Genomic DNA, 21936 nt, shown 5'->3' with positions numbered 1-21936 from the left:
TTCGGCAGAGTGCCAGCCCTGACCTTTGAACGGTCCTGCCAGATGTCCCGCAGTGCACTGCGAGGGCATACCACTGGAGGCCTGCTGGCCTGGTCCCATCCTGCCCAGCAACCTGCCGAAGCGGCTTGGCACCCCGTAATACGGGTCATACACTGGCTTCATGCCGAAGACCAGAATCAGCATCAGCCTCGACGCGGAGCACGCCGAGCAGATCAGGGCGCACGCCGACCGCGCCGGGATGGACGTCTCGGCCTACCTGGTCAATGCCGCGACCCGGCAGATGGCTGAGACCGATGCGCTGGAAGCACAGTTCGCCTCCATCGACGCCGTCATCGCCGCAGCAGAGGCCGAGGCAGCCGCGCTCCCCGCCCTGCCCGATGTCGGCGAGGACGATCTCACCGAGCAGGAGCGACGCGAGGTTGACGAAGCTCTGGAGCTCGTCTACGGATCCGACGGTCCCACCCGATCGCAGTCGCGACCGCAGCACCCCGGCCACGCGGCGTGAACGCTCGCGTCCCTGTCTACGACACCGGCATGCTGATCGCGCTCGCTGACCGCAAGGCCAAGGCAGTTCGCCTCCACGAAAACCTGAAGGCAACCCAGCACCGCGCCATCGTGCCGGGACCGGTGTTGGCACAGGCCTGGCGTCCCACCCCGAACACCGTCCACGCCCTGGCAACCGCTCTACGGGACTGCACTGTTCCTCACGCACGCAGCTCACCCGACGCGATTCGCCCGACAGCCGTGGGACAGCCCGCATGCCTGCTGTGCAGCACCCCCTGGGACCTGACCGAGTGGTACCGCATCGGCGGGGCGCTGGGGACTGCGAACCTGCCGCGGAAGAAGCGCCCGGATCTAGTGGACGCCATGGTGGCCATGACAGCCGTTCGCCACGTCAGCGCCGTCGTCTTCACGAGCGATCCTGACGACATCGGCGCCTACCTGTCGGCGCTGAACGCGCTGGACGTCCACCTCGTCGCGATCTGAGGACGAGTTCGAACATGGCAAGACCACTGGTGCCGACCCAGGAGGGCGCGGCCGCGGTTCGCGAAGCATCTGCCGACCTGTCCGATATGGGGCTTGACCTGCGGAACCCCTACCCGACGAAGCTGGATGCCGCTCTCGTCCCCGGCCACGACGCCGTGTAGCCTGACGCCCGATTTCGCGGTCGGCTCGGCTGCGACCTGGCTCAGGGGGAACGATGCGCTTGCGCGCAAGTCTGGGGTTCGGCGTCTCGGCCGCGCTCCTTGCGGTCGGACTGGGTGGCGCATCTCAGGCAGCGGCCGACACCGGAAACACACTCCTGGTGGATCGCTCCGCGTCGACCTGCAGCGACCAGGGAACAGGCAGTGCCGCCCAGCCCTTCTGCACCGTGCAGTCGGCGGTCGACGCCGCCCAGCCGGGCGAGATCGTGCTGATCGCGAACGGCACCTACAGCGGTTTCGTCGTACACCACTCGGGGACGCCTACCGCGCCGATCACCATCAAGGCGCAGAACTACGACCCCTCGGGTTGTGATGTCTGCCTCTACGGCAACGGCACCACCCCGGCGGCGACACTGGACGGCGTCCATGACGTGCGGATCCAGCAGTTGTCTCTCTTCTCGGGCGCGAACTCCGACGCGGTCGCTCTGGCCGGTGCCCAGAGCGTGACCCTCGACCAGGACTCCGTCTTCCTCTCCCCGCAGAACGCCGGCGCGGCAGCATCGGCCGCCGTCGTCCGGATCGGCACGGGGAGCAGTTCGATCGCGCTCACGCGCTCCACCCTTCAGGTCGACGCCACGGGCTACGGTCTGCGGGTGGAGCCCGGCACCTCCGGCATTCAGGTCGCCAGCGACACGCTGGGCGGCGACGGTCAGCCCGCGCTGTCCGTGAGCGGCGGCTCCGGCGTCGACATCGCCGGCGACTCGCTCTGGTCCTGGAACGCCTCCGCACTGACAGTGGACGGCTCCTCCATCGGTGTGTCCGTGGAGAACACCACGTTGTACACGGACGTCCGAGGCGGTCCAACGGCCCCAGTGGTGTCCGTGGCCGCGGATTCCGTGGCAGGCGTGCATGAGGACTACAACGCCCTGAACGTCTTCCCGAAGTCGACGCCGGAGTATGACTGGGGCGGTACCCCCATCGCGACGACAGCCGCTTTCGCAGCCGCGACCACGCAGGGCGCCCACGAGACCGACCAGGTTCCGGTGGTGAGCCTGGCCTCGCCGAGCAGCGAGGGGTCCGGCCTGATCGACTCCGGCGACGCCCAGGCGCCGGGCGAGTTGTCGACGGATCTGTACGGCAACCCGCGGGTGCGGGATCCGCAGGTGTCGGCGACAGGGTCAGCCGGCGGTTACGTCGACCGGGGTGCGATCGAGTTCCAGGACCCGATCCAGGACCCGGTGCTCACGCCCGCGTCGACGGGAGTCGTGCCGTTCTCGGTGACGGTCGCGCCGGGCCCGGAGACCGCTTGGAAGAAGGCCCTGCGCGTCACCGTGGACTTCGGTGACGGGACGTCGCCAGTATCGGAGCCCGCAGGACAGGGCGCCGAGCACATCTACACGATGCCGGGCCGCTACACCGAGACAGCAGTCACGACAGACACGGACGGCTCCACGCACTCCTCGCAGCACGGGGTCGACGTGCTGACCACGACGCCGGTGCACGCCCTGTTCTCAGCCTCGTCAGGCGCGTTCGCCTCCGGCGCGCAAGGGGAGGTCGTGCCGGGATACTTCACCTTCTCCACCGTCGGCACCGCTGACGCATGGGAGATCCGCAATGAGCGAATCGACTACGGCGACGGCACGTCGGACGCGCTTGGCACGCCGTACCACAGCTACCGCTCCATCGGCGTCTACCACCCCTCGCTGACCGTCACCGATCTGCTGGGCCGTACCTCCACCACGACCACCACGGTCATCGTGGGCGACGAGTTGGTCCCGCTCTCCTTCGCCGACGCCTATCGCAGCTACGACAGTTCCTGGGCCTGGGCCGGCGACCACGCCATCCCCGCTCACGGCACCCTGCGCGTCTCCGCGACCACCTTGCAGGCAAGGAACTCGGGCAACGACGCGGACGCGGTCGTCCTGAACGTGTCGGTGCCGGTCGCACGCTCGGTGGGCTACCTGACCGTCTTCCCCGAGGGAACCGCCCGCCCGGCCGCACCGACGGTGAGTTTCACCGCCGGACGGTCGACCAGCAATCAGGTCACGGCGTTGATCGGCAAGGACGGTTACATCGACCTGTACAACGGCAGCAACAGTCCGCTGCCGCTGACGATCGACACCTACGCCACGCAGAACCACAACTGGGAGGCCTTCGCCTACCAACCGCTCGCCCCCTCCCGGATCCTCGGCCTGCAGGGCTCCGGAGCCGCTGTCGCCGGTCGCGGCAGCACGAGCGTTTCCGTGACCGCCGCCGCAGGCGTTCCCGCAGACGCACGGGCGGTCCTGCTCGCCGTAACCGCCTCCGCCGGACACGGAGCCGGCTCGGTCACGGTGTACGGCGACAGCCAGAAGATGCCGAACACCCCGGCTCTGAGCTGGGCAAGCGGACAGACTGTCGAGAACCTGGTCCTGGTGCCGCTGACGAACGGCAAGGTCGTTCTGCACAACGGCGGCTCGGGCCAGGTGCTGCTGCGCGCGGACGTGCTCGGCTACGACAGCCAGACCATGGGCTCGACCGTCCACCTGCCTGTCGCGCCCACGCTGTTCCTCGACACCCGACACGGCTTCGGTGCTCCGGCGCGCCAGTTGGCCCCCCACCAGTCCTTGCGGGTCCGGGTCGCTGGAGTCGGCGGACTGCCGACGACCGGTGTGGCGGCGGCGACAATCAACGTGACGGTGCTCGGCTCCACGGCCTCGGGCTACCTGGAGGTCCACCCGGACGGCAGCTCCCCGGTGGCCGACGTGCCAGCAGTTCACTGGGCCACCGGCCAGACTGTTTCGGGGGCCTGGGTCACCCGCGTCGGAGCGGATGGGTATGTCGACCTCTACAACGGCGGCAGCCGACCGGTCTCCGTGGTTGCCGACTTGTCCGGCATCGACTACCTGTACAGCGCGCCTGCAAGCTGATCGGGATGACACAGCACTGGCCTGGCCCTCCGGGCGTGCGCGTGCACCCAGTGCACTCTCCGTGCAGTCGACGGCAGAAAACGGCCAAGAACGGTGAAAACCCGTGAAGGTATGACGCCCACGTCAGCGGCCCTCCTCGTAGATCACCCCAGGTCAACGACCTGGGGTGATCATTTGCTGCACGAGTGGCAGGACTTCGCGAACCGCCTGCACGACGCGGGGCACCAGCTGTACTGCCTGATGTGGCCGTGAGCTGCGGGTTCGCTCTCTGACGAGGGCAGGTCTTCGGGCTGACAAAGAGGCCTGCAACCCAGTCCTCACGCACTCGGAATGCACACCGCGATGCGGCCACCTGCTGCTACCGCTCGGCTTTCCGGCGAAACAGCTTGGGCGGCCAGGCGGGAGGCGCGCACGAGGTCAGACCCCGAGAACAGTGATTGCCTGGCTGCCGTGGATCTGGTCCAGATATGCCCGGACGTCGTCCTGGTCCGAGGTCGCAACGATCGTCGCATCGATCTCCACAGCTGTGAGAGCGACCAGTCCGTCCACGGGATCGGGCTTCTTCTTCGGGTTCAGGACCGCCCTACCGATCAGTTCGCCCACTCTGCGCCACTCTGCCTCGGTGTAGCAGCACACCACCGCGCAGTCCTTGAGGGCCCGCGCCAGGTAGGCAGTGCGAGCACCGCCGCGCCACGCCTGAGCGACCACCGGGGCAGGAACGACCGGACGCCCCGTCAGGCAGTACTCCGCGTGGAGCAGTCGGGCTCGCCGATCCTTGGGGTCAGCGAGCGCGATGAGCATCCCAGCGCCGTACACCACGTCGCCGAGCGAATCGACGTCAGGACACGTCCGGCAGCCCCAGTTCATGCCACGTTCCGACGGGCACGGATGGCGGCCGCCCGAGCTCGGGCCGCCGCGACCTGCTCCTTGATACGGACGGACTCCTCCGTCGGAGCGTCGCCCGCGGGCGGCCAGTCCAAGGACTCCGCCTCGGCCTCGGCTGCGGCAATGGCCGCGTCGATGTCAGCGAAGGACGCAGCGATCCGCTCCCGGCGGACAGCCTCGGTGAGCGCTGCGGCAACTACGAAGGCGGAGACGTCCTGACCGCCCTCCTCGGCCGCCAGCCGGATGCGTTCGGCCTGATCGAGTTCAAGGCTGATGGAGATCCTCGTCTTCGCCATGGCGAAATCGTATCACGCCGTAATACGGCAATGGTGGGACACTGCGTACCGACCTCGTCCGGACCGTCGGCTGACAAAGAGGCCTGCCCCACAGCTCTCACGCACCCGGAGTGCACACCGCGAACGGCCGGCCGCCGCTACCGCCCGGCTTTCCGGCGAAGCAACTCGGTGGCCAGGTGGAGCGCACGAGGTCAGACTCCGAGAACCCGTCATCGGCTGCCGCGTGGGGCTCAGTGCTTGAAGTGGACCTCGCCGGGGCGACGCATGCGCGAGGAGAGCAGGGACGAAGCCGCCAGCAGCAGCACCGCCGCGTAGGAGAGCGGGACCACGAGGAGTGCCGCGGCGGGGGAAAGGCTCCCCCGGGTGGAGGCGAGGGTGACGAGGGCCACGAGGGCGGGGATCACTCCGGCCCCCACCGCGCGAGCGGGGAGGATCAGGGCGGGTGGGGCCGGGATCGCCGCGGTGCGTTCGGTGCGGCGCAGGTACCAGAACGAGAGGTAGCCGAGCCAGAGGGCGAGGCCCAGCAGCGGGAGCGCGAGGGTCGCGGTCATCTGGGTGTTGCCCACCGGGCTGTCGTCCGTGTTCGTGGTGCCGACGCTGTCGTCGAGCCGGACGAACCGCTCCCGCCAGACGGTGACGCCGATCTGCTCGCCGACGCTCAGCCGGGACCAGAAGTCCCGGGAGGTGAAACCGATCTCCGTCGGCGAGGTGCCGCCGAAGTCGACGGTGACGAACTCGTGGGCGTTCTTGCCGACGACCTCCCGCTTGGAGACGACCACCTCGGTCGCCCGGGACAGGCAGTCCGTGAAGCTCACCGGCGCGTCCGGCGCGCACGGCACCGCCCGGTCGAAGGACGTCTCCTCGAGGTAGTCCGACCGCACCGCGAACGGCATGCACAGCGCGACGAATCCGGCCAGGATCGCGAAGGCCAGACACCAGCGCCCACGCCGGCGAACCCGTGCGCGGCGCCGGGCGGCCTCCTGGACGCGGTGCTGCTCGTAGCCGCCTCGGTGGGCCCGCCCACGTGGGCCGGAGGGTCTGGAACTGGTCCTGCTCATGACTGCTTCCCTTGATCCCGGATCGAATCGGGGTGCAGCCTACGCCTGCCCTCGGCGGGGGTCGGGGCGGGTGGTCCCGTCACGGACGGGCAGCAGGCGGGGCCGTGGGACACGGCTCCCACCTGCTGGCGGAACGGATCGGCGCGGACGGTCAGTACAGGGTGTCGCAGGTCGACTGGTTGCGGTTCGTGGTGAGGTTGAAGGCGGAGACGCAGAGCTGGTCCTGGTCGGTCGGACCGTCGTAGAGCGGGTTCGTGCGGCTCCAGCCACCGCCGACCGCCGCGCCATTCTGGACCATCCAGAAGGTGCACTCGACGTTGCTGCTGCCGCCGTTGGTCACCACGTAGTAGGTGCCCTGGTGGGGGCCGCCCTGGTAGAGCTCGAGGTAGCGGTCCGCGCTACAGCCGCCGACCGAGGCGGTGTCGAAGTAGCCGTTCGAGGCCGCCGAGGCGGTACCGACACCCACGGTGAGCAGCAGGGCGCCGGTGGCGGCGGCAGTGGCGGCGACGACACTACGGATGCGCATGGTTGAGCTCCTGTCGGCTGGACGGTCGGTGCTCTTGATGAGCACATGCTCAGCCTGGGGGCCACGCCTACGCCCGCCCTACATCGCAGGCCCGGCGCCGCGCCATTCGACGGCGGTGGGCCGGGCACCGGAGCCGGGCGGCGAGTTGGGCCGGGGTGCGCCGACGGCGCTGGTGCTGGAGCGCGCTCCAGCACCAGCGCCGTCCCCGCCGCGGCCCCGCGTCAGCCGCCGGAACCCCAGGTCGGACTCTCGACGATCATGGTGAGCTGGTCGATCGTGAGCACCGGCGTGGCGCGGGTGCGCGGGCCGGTCGGGCCGACGCTGTTGAGGGCGACCACCTCGATCCGGGTGTTGCCGCGCTGGACGGCGACCCAGTACTGCTCGGTGCCCGGCCCGCCCTGGCCGGCCACCTGCTTGCTGCCGAGCCAGTCACCGTTCGGGAGGCGCACCGCGTTCGGGTAGTCCTTTCGGAACGCGGCCAGGCCCGCCGGGGTGTTCGCCGCGCCCACCAGCTCGGTGCTGTAGACGCTGCCCTTGCCGCGGCTGTCGGTCAGCACCATGGTGTTGCCCTGGACGGGCTGGAACGCGCCGTTGTATCCGGAGGTGGTGAAGCCGGAAGGGATGAGCCGGTAGAAGATCGCGCCGATGCCGTCCGGGCCGAACGGGGTGTTGGTGTCCCGGCTCTGCCCCCCGGCGGCGGGGATGGCCGCGAGCTGGGTCTTCCACGCCGGGCTGGTCGCCATCCGCTGGAGCTGCGCGAAGTCGAACGGCGGCTGCGGACGGGTGGCCGCGGCGCCCTTGTCGGACGGGGCGTTGTCCTCCTGGATCACCACGCGGGCGCCGTCCGGCGCAGCGTAGGTCCCGGTCCACACGGCGTTCCAGGCACCCTGGAGCGCGTCGGTCCTGCTGAGGTTGAAGACGCCGCCGCCTGGCAGACGCACCGTCCGGCAGCCGTTCGGCTTCGGCTCGCCCTGCCCGACCGCGCAGGTGAAGGGTGACTTCGTGGTGTCGGGGTTGCTCCAGCGGCTGAGGTCGACGTCGACCAGCGCCTCGCCGTGGCCGTCGTCGTACTCGACGGCCGCCGACGGCTCGAACAGGCCGCTGCCGAGCGGGCTCGCCAGGCCCTTGTCGTGCAGCCCCCGCGCACCGAGGACGGAGACCTTGCCGGCCGGCAGGACCCGCTCCAGCAGCTCGACGACCTGCCGGGCCTCGGGGTCGAGCTTGCCCAGGGCGGCGTCGCTGGAGCCGCTCGGGGCAGGGCGCACGGTCACCTCGCCGGCCGGGCCCACCGGTCCACCGGAGCCGCCGGCCAGGAGGCCCGGCAGGAGCCAGCCGCCGGTGGCGAGCAGGGCCATGGCCGCGCCGGAGGCGACGGCGAGACGGGTGCGCCGGCGCCGGCGGATGCGGCCGCCCAGGGCGGCGAGGTCGACCCCGTGCGGGCCCGCGAGCTCGGCGAGCTCCCGGAGGTCGTCCTGGATGGGGAACGGGTTCACCGGGTCCCTCCTGTGCTGGCGTGTGCGGAGCTGGCGTCGCCGTCGGCGGCGGGTGGGTGATCGGGCCGGGATTCGGACATCCGGGCGAACATGCGGGCCGTGGCGTCGCTCAGGTGGCGCTTGACGGTGCCCTGGCTCAGCCGCATCCGGTGGGCGACCTCGGCCACCGGCAGATCCTCATAGAACCGCAGTACCACACAAGCACGTTGACGTGGTGTCAGATCACCGATCGCGGCCAGCAGGTCCAGCCGCCGGTCGGCGCCCTCGCCGTGGTCCGGCACCACCTCGGACTGCCCGCCGCCGCTCAGGCGTGGCAGCAGCAGCCGCAGCCGGTGGCGGCGTCGATAGAGGTCGAGGTAGCGGTTGAGCATGGTCCGGCGGACGTACCCCTCCACGTCCCGGACCGTCCAGCCGCCCTTCGGGTGGGTGAAGACGCGGACCAACGCGTCCTGGAACAGGTCGGCGCCCTCGGCGCGGTCGCCGCAGAGCAGGAAGCCGTACCTGTTCAGTTCTGTGCCGCGGGCTTCCACCAGCTCCGCGAGCAGTTCGGACCATTCGGCCACTCGTCCCTCCCTTGAACCTCGTACATCAGCTCATACGAACGACCGACCCCGTCGGTTGGGGTCGGTCGTGGGAGGAGCGGCCGGGAGGGCGCGCGGGCGGGAGGGTCAGTAGCCCTGCTTGCCGTAGGCGACGTTCTCGAAGGAGCCGTAGCGGTCGTTGGCGTAGCGGACGCCCGCGATGATGTTGTCGACCGGGTTGAGGATGTCCTTGTGGCCCGGCAGGGAGTACGAGGCGAAGGTCGGCTTGATGGTCTGGATCAGGCCGTAGGTGCCGCCGTAGAGGGCCTGGTTGGAGTCCCAGTGGTTCTCGGCGTGCGGGTTGCCGGAGGACTCGGTCATCGCGCGGGCGTGGATCGAGGCGGCGGAGGGCACCTTGTCGCCGTGGGCGGCGAGGATGTCCCGGGCCTCGGCGATCCAGCCGTCGAGGTTGTCCGCGTAGGTCTTCTTGGCGGGGGCGGCGGGCTTCGCCGGAGCGGGCTTCGCGGGAGCGGGCTTCGCGGGAGCGGCGGGCTTCGCCGGAGCGGGCTTGGCGGAAACCGCCGTGGCACCGGCCAGCGCGCTCAGCTCGACCGGCGCGGACTTGGCGGCGGCCGACTTGTCCGGGGCGGGCGCCGCGTGGGCCAGCAGCGCAGCGCTCTGCTCGACCGGGGCGGACTTGACCGGAACGGTCTTGATCGGCGCGGTCGTCGCACCGGCCAGCAGGGTGTCCGTCTGCGCGTCGTGCTGGGCCGGTATTCGGTCGGCCACCGTGGTCATGTTCGTGTCCGCGTGGGCGGGCGTCGCGTGCTGGCCCGCGAGGACCGCGGAGGCGGCGACGCAGGAGGCCATCAGGACGCTGGTGGTCAGGCGGGTGCGGGCACGGGTGAGGTCGAGAGGCATGTCACTCCAGAAGACGTGGGCGGCACGACGCCCCCGCCCGTGAACAGGGCGGGCGGGCAGCGCGGAGCCGCTCGGGGAACTGGTGGCTGTTCTCGACGCACCCGGCGCACACACGCGCTGCGGGCTCACGGGTCGAGCTGTTCGCGGGGCTGATCCGCCGCGCGGCGCTGGATTGCTGCCGCGTTCCGCTGAACGATTTCCACGGTCACACGACGCCCGGGGCCCGGGCAAGGACCTTTGGCCTCAAGTGGTCCAAACCACAGCGCTTACGGCGATACCGCGCAGAGCTCCCAACTCTGACCAAAATCCCCCGAATCGGCTCTGTTGAGCCTCCGTGCACCTCCGGGCACCGGCGGGTCCGACGCGCCGCGCCGCCCGTCGCGCGGACCGCGCGGTGACCCGGGTCACCGCGCGACGCGTGGCAGGGCGGCGCCGGGCGGCTCATTCGGGCGGGCCGAGACGGGTGGCCGACGTCACCACGGGCGACCGGGCGACGCCCGTGAGCGCGGTGACCGACCCCACGCCCGTGGCGTCCGTCACGGGCGTGGGGTCGGTCACAGACGGAGTGTGGCGTGGGTCGCAGGCGCGGGCCCGGCGTCCTCGTCGCCGGGCCCGGCCCCTACGGGCGGCTGCTCACATCGCTGCGGGCACCGTCCCGGGCGCTGTCCCCAGCTGCGGGGTCGGCTGTGGGGTCGGCTGTGGGGTCGACTGTGGGACTGGCTCCGGGACCACAGGCGACGCCGCGGCCGACTCCGCCTGCGGCGCCGACGAGGCGCGCTCCGCCGAGGGACGGGCCGATCGGGTCCGCCGGGCGAGGGCGAGCGGGATCAGCACCGCGACCAGCAGGGCCGCGCCCCAGGCGAAGACGCCGCGGGCTCCCGGCGGGGCGGCGAGCAGCAGGCCTGCGAGGCCCGCGCCGCCTGCCACACCGAGGTTGTAGGCGGTGTTCACCCACGCGCCGCCCTCGGTGCGGGCCCCCTGCGGGACCAGCTCCTCGACCAGCAGGTAGGCCGTGATCAGCACGCAGTCCGCGGCCGCGCCGCCCAGGAAGAGCCCGAGCGCGGCGCCGCCGGGAGCGAAGAGCAGTGCGCACAGGGCCTGGCAGCCCGTGGCACCCGCGACCAGCAGCGTCAGGCGGTGGCGGGCGGACCGGCGCCAGGCGCGACGGCCGTAGCCCAGGCCGCCCAGGACGCCGCCGACCGAGCAGAGCGCCAGGAGCGGGCCCGCGACACCCGTGCCCCAGGCGGCGACGGCCGCGAGCTCCCCAAGCGCGAGCGAGGCGCCCACGGCGAGCACCGCCAGCAGGACGGCGAGAAAGGCCCAGGACCGCAGCGGCACCTTGGCGGCGGGCACGGGCCCGTCGGCGTCCGCAGTCGCCGTCGGGGCCGTCGGCAGGCGGCGCAGGACGGTCGCCAGGGCCAGGAAGCCGAGGGCGAAGCTGAGGGCGCACAGTCCCAGCACGACCGGTCCGGCCAGGGCCGTCAGCAGGACACCGGCGACGGCCGGTCCGAGCGCGAAGATCGTCGACTCGCAGGCCGCGTCCAGGCTGAGCGCCGCCTGGCCTTGCGCGTCGTCGTGAACCAGCAGCGACCAGCGCGCCCGCACCAGCGGCCCGACGGGCGGCGAGAGCAGTCCGGCGGCGGCCGCCAGCAGGTCGGCACTCCATCCGGCGTGGAGTCCGGCGAGCAGGGCGACGGTGCCCAGCAGGGTGGCGAAACCGGCGGCCAGCCACGGCAGGGCGGCCGGGCGACGCTCCGCAAGGCGCGCCCTGTAGGGGCCGAGCACCGCGCTGAACAGCGAGAACGCGCCGACGCCGGTTCCGGCGAGTGCGTAGGAACCGGAGGCGTCACGCAGGGCGAGCAGCAGGGGCAGGGACAGCAGTCCGTAGGGGAGCCGGGCCAGCGCGCCGGCGAGCAGCAGGCTGCGGGCGTGCGGCAGGGCGAGGACGGCGCGCAGCGAGGCGCCGCCCTTGAGGGGGCGGGACATGGGACATCTCCAGGCGAAAGAAAGACGAGCGCACGAAAGGGACGACGAGGCACGCCAGGGTCAGCGCCGTGGAATCGGCTGACGCGGCGTCGGCGCTCGGTCTAGTGCGGCCCGGAGAGATGCATGGAACGGACGTTAGCACAGGGCCTGGTGACCGCACATCAGAACAACGGCACGGAAAGCGATGGGCACGAACGGCTCCCATTGCTAGGTTCGGCACCCGGGCGGACCGCGGGGAACAGGTCGCGGGGAACAGGTCGCGTGGAACAGGTGGAACGGGTGGAGCGGGTGGAGCGGGCCGAGCAAGCGGAACAGGCCGACCAGGCCGACCAGGCCGAACCGCCGGAGCGGGTCGGGCAGCAGGGATCCGCACGGCTGGGCGCGCGGTTCGCCCGGCTGTGGGGGTCGGCGACCGCGTCGGCGCTCGGGAGCGGGCTGACGACGGTGGCCACCCCGCTGCTGGTGGCCTCGCGGACGAGCGATCCGCTGGTCGTGGCCGGCGCCTCGGCCGTGGCCTGGCTGCCCTGGCTGCTGTTCGCGCTGCCGGGCGGCGTGCTCGTCGACCGGGTGGACCGGCGGCGGCTGATGGTGACGCTGGACTGGGCCCGCTTCGCGGCGATGGGCCTGCTGACGCTGACCCTGCTGACGGGGCATCCCGGCATCGCGGTGCTGTTCACCGTGCTGTTCGTGGTCAACACCGGCGAGGTGGTCTACCGTGCGGCGGCGCAGTCGCTGCTGCCGGCGGTAGTGCCGCGGGAGTCGCTGGAACGGGCCAACGGCTGGCTGATCGGGGGCGCGACCCTGGCCCAGGGGGTGCTGTCCGGACCGCTGGGCGGCCTGCTCTTCGCCGTGAGCGCCGGACTGCCGTTCCTGGTGAACACCGGTACCTACGCGGTGAGCGCGATCCTGATCGCCCTGCTCGTCGGCTCCTTCCGGGCCGTTCCCGCGGCCGCGGACGAGGCCGGGGGGACCGGGGGGACGCCGGCGCGGCACTCGGTGTGGACGGAGATGGCGGAGGGCTTCCGCTGGCTGCTGCGCCAGCGGTTGCTGCGGACCATGGCAGTACTGATCGGCCTGCTCAACCTGACGCTGACGGCGGCGACGGCGATGCTCGTGCTGCTCGCCAAGGACCGGCTGCACCTGGGCGCGGTCGGCTACGGCCTGCTCTTCTCCTGCATGGCCGTCGGCGGCATCGTCGGGTCACTGATCGGCGACCGGCTGGTCGCCTGGATCACCGCCACCTGGACGATCCGGATCGGCCTGCTGATCGAGGCCGGCATGCACCTGGCCCTGGCCACCTCGACCAGCTCGGCGTTCCTGGGGTTCGTCCTGTTCGCGTTCGGCATCCACGGCTCGCTGTGGGGCATCGTCGCGAGCTCGCTGCGGCAGCGGATGACGCCGCCGGAGCTGATGGGCCGGGTGAGCAGCTCCAACCTGTTCGTGGCGGCGGGCGGCAACTGCGTCGGCGCGCTGATGGGCGGCGCCCTGGCCGCGCGCTTCGGGGTGACCGCGCCGTACTGGGTGGGCTTCGTGGTCGCGGTGGGCGTGATCGCGGCGACCTGGCACGTCTTCGACCGGGAGTCGGTGGCGGCGGCCTACGCGACGTGAGAAGCCGATCGGGTGCATGGTGAAGCCATGCGCTGGTTGGACGCCGACGGGTACTGGCTGGGCAGACTGCTGTTCCAGCGGGCGCTCGCGGGCGTGTACCTGGTGGGCTTCCTCACCGCCGCCCGGCAGGGCCGCGCGCTGCTGGGCGCGCACGGGCTGACACCGATCCCCCGCTTCCTCGCGCGGCGCCGCTTCCGGGAGGCGCCGTCGCTGTTCCACTGGCACTACTCCGACGGCCTCTTCGCCGCCGTCGCCTGGACGGGCTGCGTGCTCGCGGCGGCGCTGGCCGCCGGCGCGGGCGACGCGGTGCCGCTGGGCGCGGCGACGGCGCTGTGGGCGCTGCTCTGGGCGCTGTACCTGTCGATCGTCAATGTCGGTCAGACCTGGTACTCGTTCGGCTGGGAGTCGCTGCTGCTGGAGACGGGCGCGCTGGCGGTCTTCCTCGGCAACGACACGGTCGCGCCGCCGGCCACCACGCTGGTGCTGATCCGCTGGATCCTGTTCCGTGTCGAGTTCGGCGCGGGGCTGATCAAGCTGCGCGGAGACCGCTGCTGGCGTGAGCTGACCTGCCTCTACTACCACCACGAGACCCAGCCGATGCCGGGCCCGTTCAGCTGGTGGTTCCACCGCCTGCCGCGTCCGCTGCACCGGGTGGAGGCGGGCGCCAACCACCTCGTCCAGCTGGGCGCGCCGGTGGCGCTGTTCCTGCCGCAGCCGGGCGCGACCGTGGCGGCCGGGCTGATCGTGGTGACGCAGCTGTGGCTGGTCCTGTCCGGCAACTTCGCCTGGCTGAACTGGCTGACGATCACGCTGGCGCTGGGCGCGGTCAGCAGCGGCACGAGACGGGCGTACCCGCCGACGCCGGTCTGGTTCGAGGCCTCCGCGCTGGCCTACGCGGCGCTGGTGCTGGCGCTGAGCTACCGTCCGGCGCGGAACCTGCTCTCCTCGCGGCAGCTGATGAACGCGTCGTTCGACGTGCTGCACCTGGTCAACACCTACGGGGCGTTCGGCAGTGTGACGCGGTCGCGGCATGAGGTCGAGCTGGAGGGCAGCGCGGACGGGCACACCTGGCTGGCCTACGGCTTCCGGGGCAAGCCGGGCCCGGTGGCGCGGCGGCCACGCCAGTTCGCGCCGTACCACCTGCGGCTGGACTGGATGATGTGGTTCGCCGCGCTCAACCCCGGCTACGCACGCGGCTGGTTGACTCCGCTGCTGCGCAGACTGCTGGACGGCGACCCGACGACGCTGCGCCTGCTGCGCCGCGACGGCAACCCCTTCCCGGACGCGCCCCCCGCCCACGTCCGGGCCACGCTGTACCGCTACCGCTTCACCACCCGGGAGGAGAAGCGGAGGACCGGTGCCTGGTGGCACCGCGAGCGGGTGGGTGCCTACCACCAGGTGTTGCACTCGGCTCAGGGGCGCGGGGACCTGCGCGAGTAACCCCCTGTGCGGACGGCCCTGTGCGGACGGCCCTGCGCGAACGGCCCTGCGCGCCGAGGACCATCCGCAGGTGGGTGGCTTGTCGCGCCCACGCAGGGGGCGCCTCTTGGGCACCTCCCGGCCGAAGGCCGGGGGAGCAGCCGCATACCGGCAGAGCCCCGCACCCCTGGGGGTGCAGGAGGTGCCTGGACCTGCCTAGACCGACCGCAACGGCCACTGGATCTCGGTGACCCACTCCTCCTGGGGTCCGCAGGAGTGGAGGTAGAGCTCGCGGCCGAGGCGGTCCGCCTCCTCCCCCGAGGACTCGATCCAGCGGGCGAGCCGCTGGACCGAGCCGAGGACGGAGTCCATCGAGCCGTGGTGGACGATCGTCGCCGCGCGGGCGACCACGGGGAGGTCGACGACGTCGAGGCCGGGGACGGAGCCGGGTTCCACGGCGACGGTGACGCCGGCGTGGACGCGGATGGCGTCGCCCAACTCCCCCGTGCCCTCCGGCTCGTACCAGGCGAGGTCCGGCCCGGTCACCGGCACCCCGAGGGTGCCCACGCGCTCGTGGAGCCCACGGTAGAGGGGTCCGATGACCGGACCGATGTGGCGCGGGTCGAAGCTCCTGGCGACGCCGCTGGCGACGGCCACCCGGACGGTGGGCAGGGACTTGAGGACGACCTCGTCGGTGGGCATGAGCCCCTCGCTCTCGATGATCCGGAGCCTCGTCTCGACCTGGGCCAGGCGTGCGGCCGCCGTCGCGACGGCCTCGGCCAGCTCGGCCTGTCGCAGCCGCAGCATCCCGCGCAGTTCCGCGGATCCGACCTTCTCGTCCAGTACCTCGCCGACCTGCTGCAGGCTGAAGCCGAGGTCCTTGAGGGCGACGATGCGGTTGAGCCGCGACAACTGGGCGGCCTCGTAGGACCGGTAGCCGGTCCACGGGTCGACCCGGGCGGGGTGCAGCAGGCCGAGGGCGTCGTAGTGCCGCAGCATGCGAACCGACACCTGGCCCAGGCGGGCGAAGTCTCCGATGGTGAACATGATGCCTCCAGTAGCAGGTCTCCCACTGTGTCAGGGTCAAGCGGCGACAACCGGTAACAGTCTTAACTGTTAACACTCTTGACAGTTATATGGTCCAGACCAATCATTGGCAGGGCCCTTTCATGCAAAGGGCTTCAGACACGCCGTCAGCTTTCACTGCACCACTCCACCCCACGGGAGTCCTGCATGAGATCAGTCCGTGCCCTGCTCAGTACCGCGCTGCTCGGCGCCGGTCTGGCCCTCGTCGCCGCCCCCACGGCGCACGCGGCCGGGACCGCGCTCCCCGCCCATGTCTTCTCGCCCTACTTCGAGGCGTACAGCAGCGACAACCCGGCGACGCTCGCGTCCGCCTCCGGCAACAAGTACCTGAGCATGGCCTTCCTCCAGGCCGCCACCAAGGGCTCGTGCACCGCCTACTGGAACGGCTCGACCAGCCAGCCGATCAGCTCCGCCACCTTCGGCAGCTCGATCTCCTCGATCCAGGCGGGCGGCGGCGACGTCGTCCCGTCCTTCGGCGGCTACGCCGCCGACAACGGCGGCACCGAGATCGCCGACAGCTGCACCAACGTGAGCTCCATCGCCGCGGCGTACGAGTCGGTCATCACCACCTACAACGTCACCCGGATCGACCTCGACACCGAGGACAACTCGCTGACGAACACCGCCGGTATCGACCGCCGCAACAAGGCGATCGCGCAGGTGGAGAGCTGGGCCGCGGCGAACGGCCGCACCGTGCAGTTCTCCTACACGCTGCCGACGACCACCAGCGGCCTCGCCTCCAGCGGGCTGGCCGTGCTGAAGAACGCGGTGAGCAACAACGCCCGCGTCGACGTGGTCAACATCATGACCTTCGACTACTACGACGGCGCCACCCACGAGATGGGCACCGACGCGGAGAACGCGGCCACCGGGCTGGAGAGCCAGCTCGCCGCGCTCTACCCGTCCAAGACCGCCGCGCAGCTGTGGAACATGATCGGCATCACCATGATGCCGGGCATCGACGACTACGGCGCCGCCGAGACCACCACCGTGGCCGACGCCGCCAACGTCGAGAGCTGGGCCACCGGCAAGGGCCTGGCCGAGCTGTCCTTCTGGGCGCTGGAGCGCGACAACGGCGGCTGCGTCGGCACGGCCGGCTCCGACACCTGCTCCGGGATCAGCCAGAACACCTGGGACTTCAGCCACGCCATGGAGCCGTTCACCAGCGGCGGCAGCGGCCAGACCCAGAACGACTTCTCGCTGGGCCTCAGCCCCGCCTCGGCCTCGGTCGCCCAAGGCGGCTCGGCCACGGCCACCGTCTCCACGGCGGTCACCTCCGGCAGCGCGCAGAGCGTCAGCCTGAGCGCGAGCGGCGCGCCCTCCGGCGTCAGCCTGTCGTTCAGCCCGGCGTCCGTCACCGCGGGCGGCTCCAGCACGCTCACCGCGACGGTCGGCTCCGCCGTGGCCGCCGGGACCTACCCGATCACGGTCACCGGCACCGCCGCCTCCGGCAGCCACAGTGCCACCTACTCGCTGACCGTCACCGGTACCAGCGGCGGGGGCGGCGGCAGCGGCAGTCTGGTCAACGGCAACTTCGAGACCGGCAGCCTGAGCCCGTGGACCTGCCAGTCGGGCAGCGCGATCGTGTCCAGCCCGGTCCACGGCGGCAGCCACGCGCTCTCCGTCGTGCCGAGCTCGTCGACGACCGGCGAGTGCGACCAGGCCGTCACGCTCGCGCCGAACACCAGCTACACGCTCAGCGGCTGGGTCCAGGGCCCGTACGCCTACGTCGGCGTGAGCGGCGGGGCGACCGCCAGCACCTGGTCGTCCAGCAGCAGCTGGAACCAGCTGACGGTGCACTTCACCACCGGCAGCAGCGGCGCGGTCACCGTGTACGTGCACGGCTGGTACGGCCAGGGCACCGTCTACGCGGACGACTTCAACCTGGCGTAGCCGACCGGGCTGCTCAGCTCGGCAGACTGCTCAGCTCGACCGGGCTGCTCAGCTCGGCAGACTGCTCAGCTCGACCGGGCTGCTCAGCTCGACAGGCTGCTCAGCTCGACAGGACCGGAACGTCGATCCTGAGCAGCCCCGCGACGCCGAACTCCAGCATCACCGGGACGGTGCCGCCCGCCTTGAGGGCGGCACCGTTCGTCAGCAGGACCTTCGGGCCGTTCGCGGCACCGAAGGAGGCGGTCGAGCCGGAGCTGATCAGCACGCCGGCGACCGAGAGCGGGTTGGTCGAGGGCGCACCCTGGAGCGTGGCCCGCGCGTTGTCCACCGCCACGACCGCGAGGTGCTCGGTGACCGGGCCCGCATTGGTGACGCTCAGCTCCAGCTGCGCACCGCCCGCGGCGCCCAGGTGGACGGCCGCCTTGGTGATCTTCAGATCGACGTTGCGGCTGGTCACCGAGAGATCGGTGCCGTCGGCGCCGGTCGAGGACGAGGACTGGGCCGCTCCCGGCAGCTCCCGCTGCACTCCACCGCTCGAACACGCGGACAGCGCGAGCGCGGCGGACAGGGCCAGAGCGGGGAGCGCGATCGCGGCGCGGGAACGGTGACGCATGCCTGCATTATCGCCACCCGCCCCCGGCCTCCCCGCGCCCGGGGGTACGCGTCCGGACGGGCGACTTGCCGGGGCGCCAGCCGAGGACGACCGGAATATAAGCGCACAGTGATGCTGTGAACACGTAGGGCGACCGGAGCGCGAGCATCGGTCCGGCGCCCCCGACCACAGCAAGGAGCAAGCATGCGCATGCCCTCTCGGCTGGCAGCCGCCGGGGTCCTCGCGGCAGGCCTGGTACTCGCCGCCTGCGGGATGGCCAGTGCGGACGCGAACGCCAACGGCGTCGTGTCCGGCTCGCCCGGCTTCCTCTCCGGCAACCTGGTCCAGGTGCCGGTGGACGCCGACGTGAACCTCTGCGGCAACACGGTCAACGTCGTCGGCCTGCTCAACCCGGCCTTCGGCAACCGCTGCGCCAACGGCGAGGAGGACTCCGGGGGCCACACGGTCGTCTGGCACCACCACTGGTGGCACCACGACGTCGACGACGTGGCCGCTCCCGACCAGGACCAGGACTGCGATTGACGGCAGCCCCCACCCTCCCCACGCACGCGTCCGCTGACGCGTCGTCAGCCCCGATAATACGCATCGGCCCTGCTCCCGAGCATGGAGCAGGGCCGATCCGTGTGCTGCGGCGGCAGGTCAGCCGACGTTGGCACCGTGGTTGCCGAAGGCCGGGTTCAGCAGGCCGATCACGTTGACGGAGTCGCCCACCACGTTCACGGGGACGTGGACCGGCACCTGCGCCTCGTTGCCGCTAACCGCGCCCGGGGAGTTGGAGGCGTCGCCACAGGCGTGGGAGCTGGCGAAGGCGGCACCGGTACCGGCGGCGACGACAGCACCGACAGCGGCGGACGCGACCAGGGCGCCCTTCAGGACGTTCGTCATGACTCTCGATTCCTCACACGAATGGACCGCACCGCCGGTCGGGCCGACGACGGGGCCCGCGATTCCCGAACCGCAGGCACCACGCCCAACGAGGCCATTTCCCGGCCGTCACCGGCCATTTTCGACATTCACCCGGTCGGTGGATTCTTGTCGCTCCGGCTCGAACATGCGCCCATTCGAGTGGAGCTGGAGTTGACCCATGTCCTGTGACCGAACTGCTCGTTGGAGAGTCCGGATGAACACGGCGGGCCGACGGCCGCCGCTCCGGACTCCCTTTTCGGAGGACGGGGCGTGCGCGGTGCGTGAGCCGGCCGCTGTTCCCGAGAACTTCGTTCCGCCCTAATACACGAGAGGGGACTCCTCCCATGCTGAACACCAAGCGCGGCCTCCTGGTCACCGTTGCCGCGGCCGGTCTGCTCGCCGCCGGTGGCGGCGTCGCTGCCGCCAGCTCCACCGCGACCGGCACCGCCGCCAACTCCCCGGGCTTCCTGTCCGGCAACCTGATCCAGGTTCCGGTCCACGTCCCGGTCAACGTCTGCGGCAACACCGTCAACGTGATCGCCCTGCTGAACCCGGCGTTCGGCAACCACTGCGTCAACGAGGGCTGACCCTCCCTCGCAGCAGTGGGCCCGGCCGCGCACAGCGGCCGGGCCCTTCGGCCGATCGAGGCACATGCAGCACCGAAGCCGTGTCCGTGTGGTCCGGCGCTCGTTTCGTCCAGCGTCCCCTCCACATCCGGACGGGCGCCTGAAGTACCGACATTCCGAAGGAATCTGATCATGAGCAAGGTCATCAAGGTCGCCGCCCTCGGCGCCGCTGCCGCCGCCGTCTCCGTCGTGGGCGCCGGTGTCGCCTCCGCCGACGCGGGCGCGATGGGCACCGCCGCCAACTCCCCTGGCGCGATCAGCGGCAACGAGATCCAGGTGCCGGTCCACATCCCGGTCAACGCCTGTGGCCTCTCGGTCAACGTGATCGGCGCCCTGAACCCGGCCTTCGGCAACCACTGCGTCAACAAGTAGTCCACTTACTCCTTTTCGGCGTTCCAGTTGGGAGATTGCATCGTGTCCAAGGTCAAGACCGTCGCCGCTGTCTCCGCCGCCTCCGCGGGTCTGCTGCTGGGCGCCGCCGGCGCCGCTGCGGCCGACGCGGGTGCGAACGGCACTGCGGCCAACTCGCCCGGTTTCCTGTCCGGCAACCTGCTCCAGGTTCCGGTCCACGTCCCGGTCAACATCTGCGGCAACTCCGTGAACGTGATCGGTGCGCTGAACCCGGCGTTCGGCAACTCGTGTGAGAACGCGCCCTGCTGAATCCCTGCTGACCCTCACCCAGCAGGCGGGCTGTCGCCGTCCCCCGTGCCTCGAGCGTGCGGGGGGCTGTGGCGTGTCCACCCACGACTCGCACCTCGAAACACCGGTCGGCGCCCCCAGGAGAACCCATGAAGACCCCGCGCGCAGCGGCACTCGGCACCCTCGTCCTGTCCGTCGCCGGCCTCGTCGCCGCGACGACCCCCGCCTCGGCGGCCACCACTGCCCAGACGACCAGCGGTGCGCAGCCGAACGCCGCGCTGCAGCCGCTCGCCGCCGGTCCCGCTGTCTCCGGACTGACCGCGGCCGTCCCCAACGTGGTCCGTCCCGCCAAGGACTTCCGGCTCGACCCGCTCGCCAACTCCGCGGCCGACCCGCTGAACAACGGTGTCGCGCTCAAGCCGGACCACGGCGGGCCGGTGTCGACCACGCCGGTCACCTCCGGGCTCAGCAACGGCGGCGGTCTCGGCAACCTGCCGCTGATCGGCGGCACCGCCGCTGGCCTGCTCCCCGGCTGACGCGGCGCTGCCGCTGATCGGCGGCACCGCCGCTGGCCTGCTCCCCGGCTGACGCGGCACGCCGCCCCCACCGCCGCCGCCACCACAGACCTCCGCCGGTCCTGCCTCGACTCCTCCTTCGGCAGGACCGGCGGATCTTCTGTGCCCGGTGCGCGCTGTCAGCCGGCCGCGCCGAGTGCGCCCTTGGCGCTGGCGACCATGTCCTGGACCGGCGCGATCAGGTTCGCGTCCGGGGTGCGCTGGTCGAGCGAGAGCTGGCCGCCGGGTGCGCTCTGCAGCTGCGGCGGGGTGACCTCGGGCTGGAGCCGCGTCAGGTCCAGCTGCGGCAGCCGGGTGTCGGTCGTGGGCGCCTCGTAGGGCAGCGCGTGGGCCGGCATGGAGCGGCCCTGGTAGGTGACCGGGTGGCCGACGCCGAGCGCGGCGCTGACGGCCTTCAGCGGCGCGGCCGGGACGGCCAGGCGGGTGCCCCCGTCGTGGACGGTGCCGTCGGCGGAGGGCATCGGCGCGGTCAGCCCGAGCTGCGGTGTGCGGTCGGCGGCACCGATGGCCGGCAGCAGCGGGTCCGGGATCAGGGTGTGCGTGTCGTGACTCTGCACCGGCGGCTCCAACGGCATGGCCGGGATGCTGCCCGTCAGGCCGCTGTCGGAGTGGTGACCGGTGACGTGCTGCACCAGCGGGCCCAGGGGAACGCCGAAGGGCACGTCCATGTGGCCGACGTGCTGCTCCAACGTCTCCTGCTGCTGCGGCGAGAGCGGCTCCGCCTGGGCGCTGGTCGCGCTCACCGCGGCCAGGACCGGCGCCGCGCAGGCCGCCAGGGCGACGGCCGCTCCGCGGAGGGACTTGTTCATGGTGACGCTCATTCCTACTGGG

General features: G+C 71.5%; 23 protein-coding genes. 11 read left to right on the top strand and 12 right to left on the bottom strand.

Annotation, left to right across the window (positions count from 1 at the left end; genetic code table 11):
* Positions 1–160: 160 nt before the first annotated feature.
* The 3 genes from ABH931_RS18040 to ABH931_RS18030 all read left to right on the top strand — a co-directional run bounded on the left by ABH931_RS18040 (position 161) and on the right by ABH931_RS18030 (position 4054).
* On the top strand, positions 161–505 hold the full coding sequence (locus ABH931_RS18040; RefSeq protein ID WP_370114400.1) for a hypothetical protein: 345 nt from the start codon (positions 161–163) through the stop codon (positions 503–505).
* Between the two features lie 29 nt (positions 506–534).
* Positions 535–987 carry a hypothetical protein gene (locus tag ABH931_RS18035; RefSeq protein WP_370114398.1) on the top strand — a complete coding sequence of 151 codons (453 nt, stop codon included), beginning with the start codon at positions 535–537 and terminating at the stop codon, positions 985–987.
* 319 nt (positions 988–1306) lie between these two features.
* Positions 1307–4054, top strand: a complete 2748-nt coding sequence (locus ABH931_RS18030) for a PKD domain-containing protein (RefSeq protein WP_370114396.1) — start codon at positions 1307–1309, stop codon at positions 4052–4054.
* Positions 4055–4471: 417 nt separating this feature from the next.
* On the opposite strand, the gene ABH931_RS18025 is transcribed toward ABH931_RS18030, so the two are convergent.
* The 8 genes from ABH931_RS18025 to ABH931_RS17990 form a co-directional block, all read right to left on the bottom strand.
* Positions 4472–4921 carry a hypothetical protein gene (locus ABH931_RS18025; RefSeq protein ID WP_370114395.1) on the bottom strand — a complete coding sequence of 150 codons (450 nt, stop codon included), beginning with the start codon at positions 4919–4921 and terminating at the stop codon, positions 4472–4474.
* Positions 4918–5235 (bottom strand): hypothetical protein, encoded by a 318-nt coding sequence (locus tag ABH931_RS18020; protein WP_370114393.1) that lies wholly within the window; start codon positions 5233–5235, stop codon positions 4918–4920. Before ABH931_RS18020 ends, ABH931_RS18025 begins: the two co-directional genes overlap by 4 nt.
* A 230-nt stretch (positions 5236–5465) precedes the next feature.
* Entirely contained in the window at positions 5466–6293 is an 828-nt protein-coding gene (locus ABH931_RS18015) for a hypothetical protein (protein ID WP_370114391.1), read from the bottom strand.
* Between the two features lie 151 nt (positions 6294–6444).
* Positions 6445–6819, bottom strand: a complete 375-nt coding sequence (locus ABH931_RS18010) for a hypothetical protein (protein ID WP_370114389.1) — start codon at positions 6817–6819, stop codon at positions 6445–6447.
* Positions 6820–7040: 221 nt separating this feature from the next.
* Positions 7041–8312, bottom strand: coding sequence for a hypothetical protein (locus ABH931_RS18005; protein WP_370114386.1), 1272 nt, complete (start codon positions 8310–8312; stop codon positions 7041–7043).
* Positions 8309–8875: an RNA polymerase sigma factor gene (locus ABH931_RS18000; protein ID WP_370114384.1), complete on the bottom strand. Its 567-nt coding sequence runs from the start codon at positions 8873–8875 to the stop codon at positions 8309–8311. Before ABH931_RS18000 ends, ABH931_RS18005 begins: the two co-directional genes overlap by 4 nt.
* Positions 8876–8980: 105 nt before the next feature.
* Positions 8981–9754 carry a transglycosylase SLT domain-containing protein gene (locus ABH931_RS17995; protein ID WP_370114382.1) on the bottom strand — a complete coding sequence of 258 codons (774 nt, stop codon included), beginning with the start codon at positions 9752–9754 and terminating at the stop codon, positions 8981–8983.
* Positions 9755–10387: 633 nt separating this feature from the next.
* On the bottom strand, positions 10388–11740 hold the full coding sequence (locus tag ABH931_RS17990) for a hypothetical protein (RefSeq protein ID WP_370114380.1): 1353 nt from the start codon (positions 11738–11740) through the stop codon (positions 10388–10390).
* Positions 11741–12001: 261 nt separating this feature from the next.
* Between ABH931_RS17990 and ABH931_RS17985 the strand changes: the two genes are divergently transcribed.
* Together ABH931_RS17985 and ABH931_RS17980 are read left to right on the top strand one after the other, a co-directional pair.
* Positions 12002–13348: an MFS transporter gene (locus ABH931_RS17985; protein WP_370114378.1), complete on the top strand. Its 1347-nt coding sequence runs from the start codon at positions 12002–12004 to the stop codon at positions 13346–13348.
* Positions 13349–13375: 27 nt separating this feature from the next.
* Positions 13376–14788: a lipase maturation factor family protein gene (locus tag ABH931_RS17980; RefSeq protein ID WP_370114376.1), complete on the top strand. Its 1413-nt coding sequence runs from the start codon at positions 13376–13378 to the stop codon at positions 14786–14788.
* A 195-nt stretch (positions 14789–14983) separates the two neighbouring features.
* Here the strand turns inward: ABH931_RS17980 and ABH931_RS17975 are convergent, their stop codons facing one another.
* Entirely contained in the window at positions 14984–15814 is an 831-nt protein-coding gene (locus ABH931_RS17975; RefSeq protein WP_370114374.1) for a MerR family transcriptional regulator, read from the bottom strand.
* A gap of 186 nt (positions 15815–16000) precedes the next feature.
* On the opposite strand from ABH931_RS17975, the gene ABH931_RS17970 reads away from it, so the two are divergent.
* The gene (locus ABH931_RS17970) at positions 16001–17746 is read left to right on the top strand and encodes a carbohydrate binding domain-containing protein (protein ID WP_370114372.1); all 1746 of its coding nucleotides are present in this window, start codon (positions 16001–16003) and stop codon (positions 17744–17746) included.
* A 100-nt stretch (positions 17747–17846) separates the two neighbouring features.
* Here ABH931_RS17970 and ABH931_RS17965 read toward each other — a convergent pair whose 3' ends face one another.
* Complete coding sequence (locus ABH931_RS17965) at positions 17847–18359, bottom strand: hypothetical protein (RefSeq protein ID WP_370114370.1); 513 nt, start codon at positions 18357–18359, stop codon at positions 17847–17849.
* Positions 18360–18542: 183 nt separating this feature from the next.
* Between ABH931_RS17965 and ABH931_RS17960 the strand changes: the two genes are divergently transcribed.
* Positions 18543–18881, top strand: coding sequence for a chaplin (locus tag ABH931_RS17960; protein WP_370114368.1), 339 nt, complete (start codon positions 18543–18545; stop codon positions 18879–18881).
* Positions 18882–18998: 117 nt separating this feature from the next.
* Here the strand turns inward: ABH931_RS17960 and ABH931_RS17955 are convergent, their stop codons facing one another.
* A complete protein-coding gene (locus ABH931_RS17955; RefSeq protein WP_042452020.1) occupies positions 18999–19244 on the bottom strand; it encodes a chaplin in 246 nt (81 codons plus the stop codon).
* 365 nt (positions 19245–19609) lie between these two features.
* Here ABH931_RS17955 and ABH931_RS17950 point away from each other — a divergent pair, with 365 nt between their 5' ends.
* From ABH931_RS17950 to ABH931_RS17935, 4 genes are all read left to right on the top strand, one after another.
* On the top strand, positions 19610–19852 hold the full coding sequence (locus tag ABH931_RS17950; protein WP_370114366.1) for a chaplin: 243 nt from the start codon (positions 19610–19612) through the stop codon (positions 19850–19852).
* A 171-nt stretch (positions 19853–20023) separates the two neighbouring features.
* Positions 20024–20263: a chaplin gene (locus ABH931_RS17945; RefSeq protein WP_370114364.1), complete on the top strand. Its 240-nt coding sequence runs from the start codon at positions 20024–20026 to the stop codon at positions 20261–20263.
* Between the two features lie 42 nt (positions 20264–20305).
* Positions 20306–20551: a chaplin gene (locus ABH931_RS17940; protein WP_370114362.1), complete on the top strand. Its 246-nt coding sequence runs from the start codon at positions 20306–20308 to the stop codon at positions 20549–20551.
* Between the two features lie 128 nt (positions 20552–20679).
* Positions 20680–21066: a hypothetical protein gene (locus ABH931_RS17935; protein ID WP_370114360.1), complete on the top strand. Its 387-nt coding sequence runs from the start codon at positions 20680–20682 to the stop codon at positions 21064–21066.
* Between the two features lie 158 nt (positions 21067–21224).
* On the opposite strand, the gene ABH931_RS17930 is transcribed toward ABH931_RS17935, so the two are convergent.
* Complete coding sequence (locus tag ABH931_RS17930) at positions 21225–21914, bottom strand: hypothetical protein (protein WP_370114358.1); 690 nt, start codon at positions 21912–21914, stop codon at positions 21225–21227.
* Positions 21915–21936: the final 22 nt, after the last annotated feature.

Source organism: Streptacidiphilus sp. MAP12-33 (assembly GCF_041261265.1).
In the GTDB taxonomy this organism is placed as follows: domain Bacteria; phylum Actinomycetota; class Actinomycetes; order Streptomycetales; family Streptomycetaceae; genus Streptacidiphilus.
This window is presented reverse-complemented; position numbering and strand designations above follow the sequence as displayed.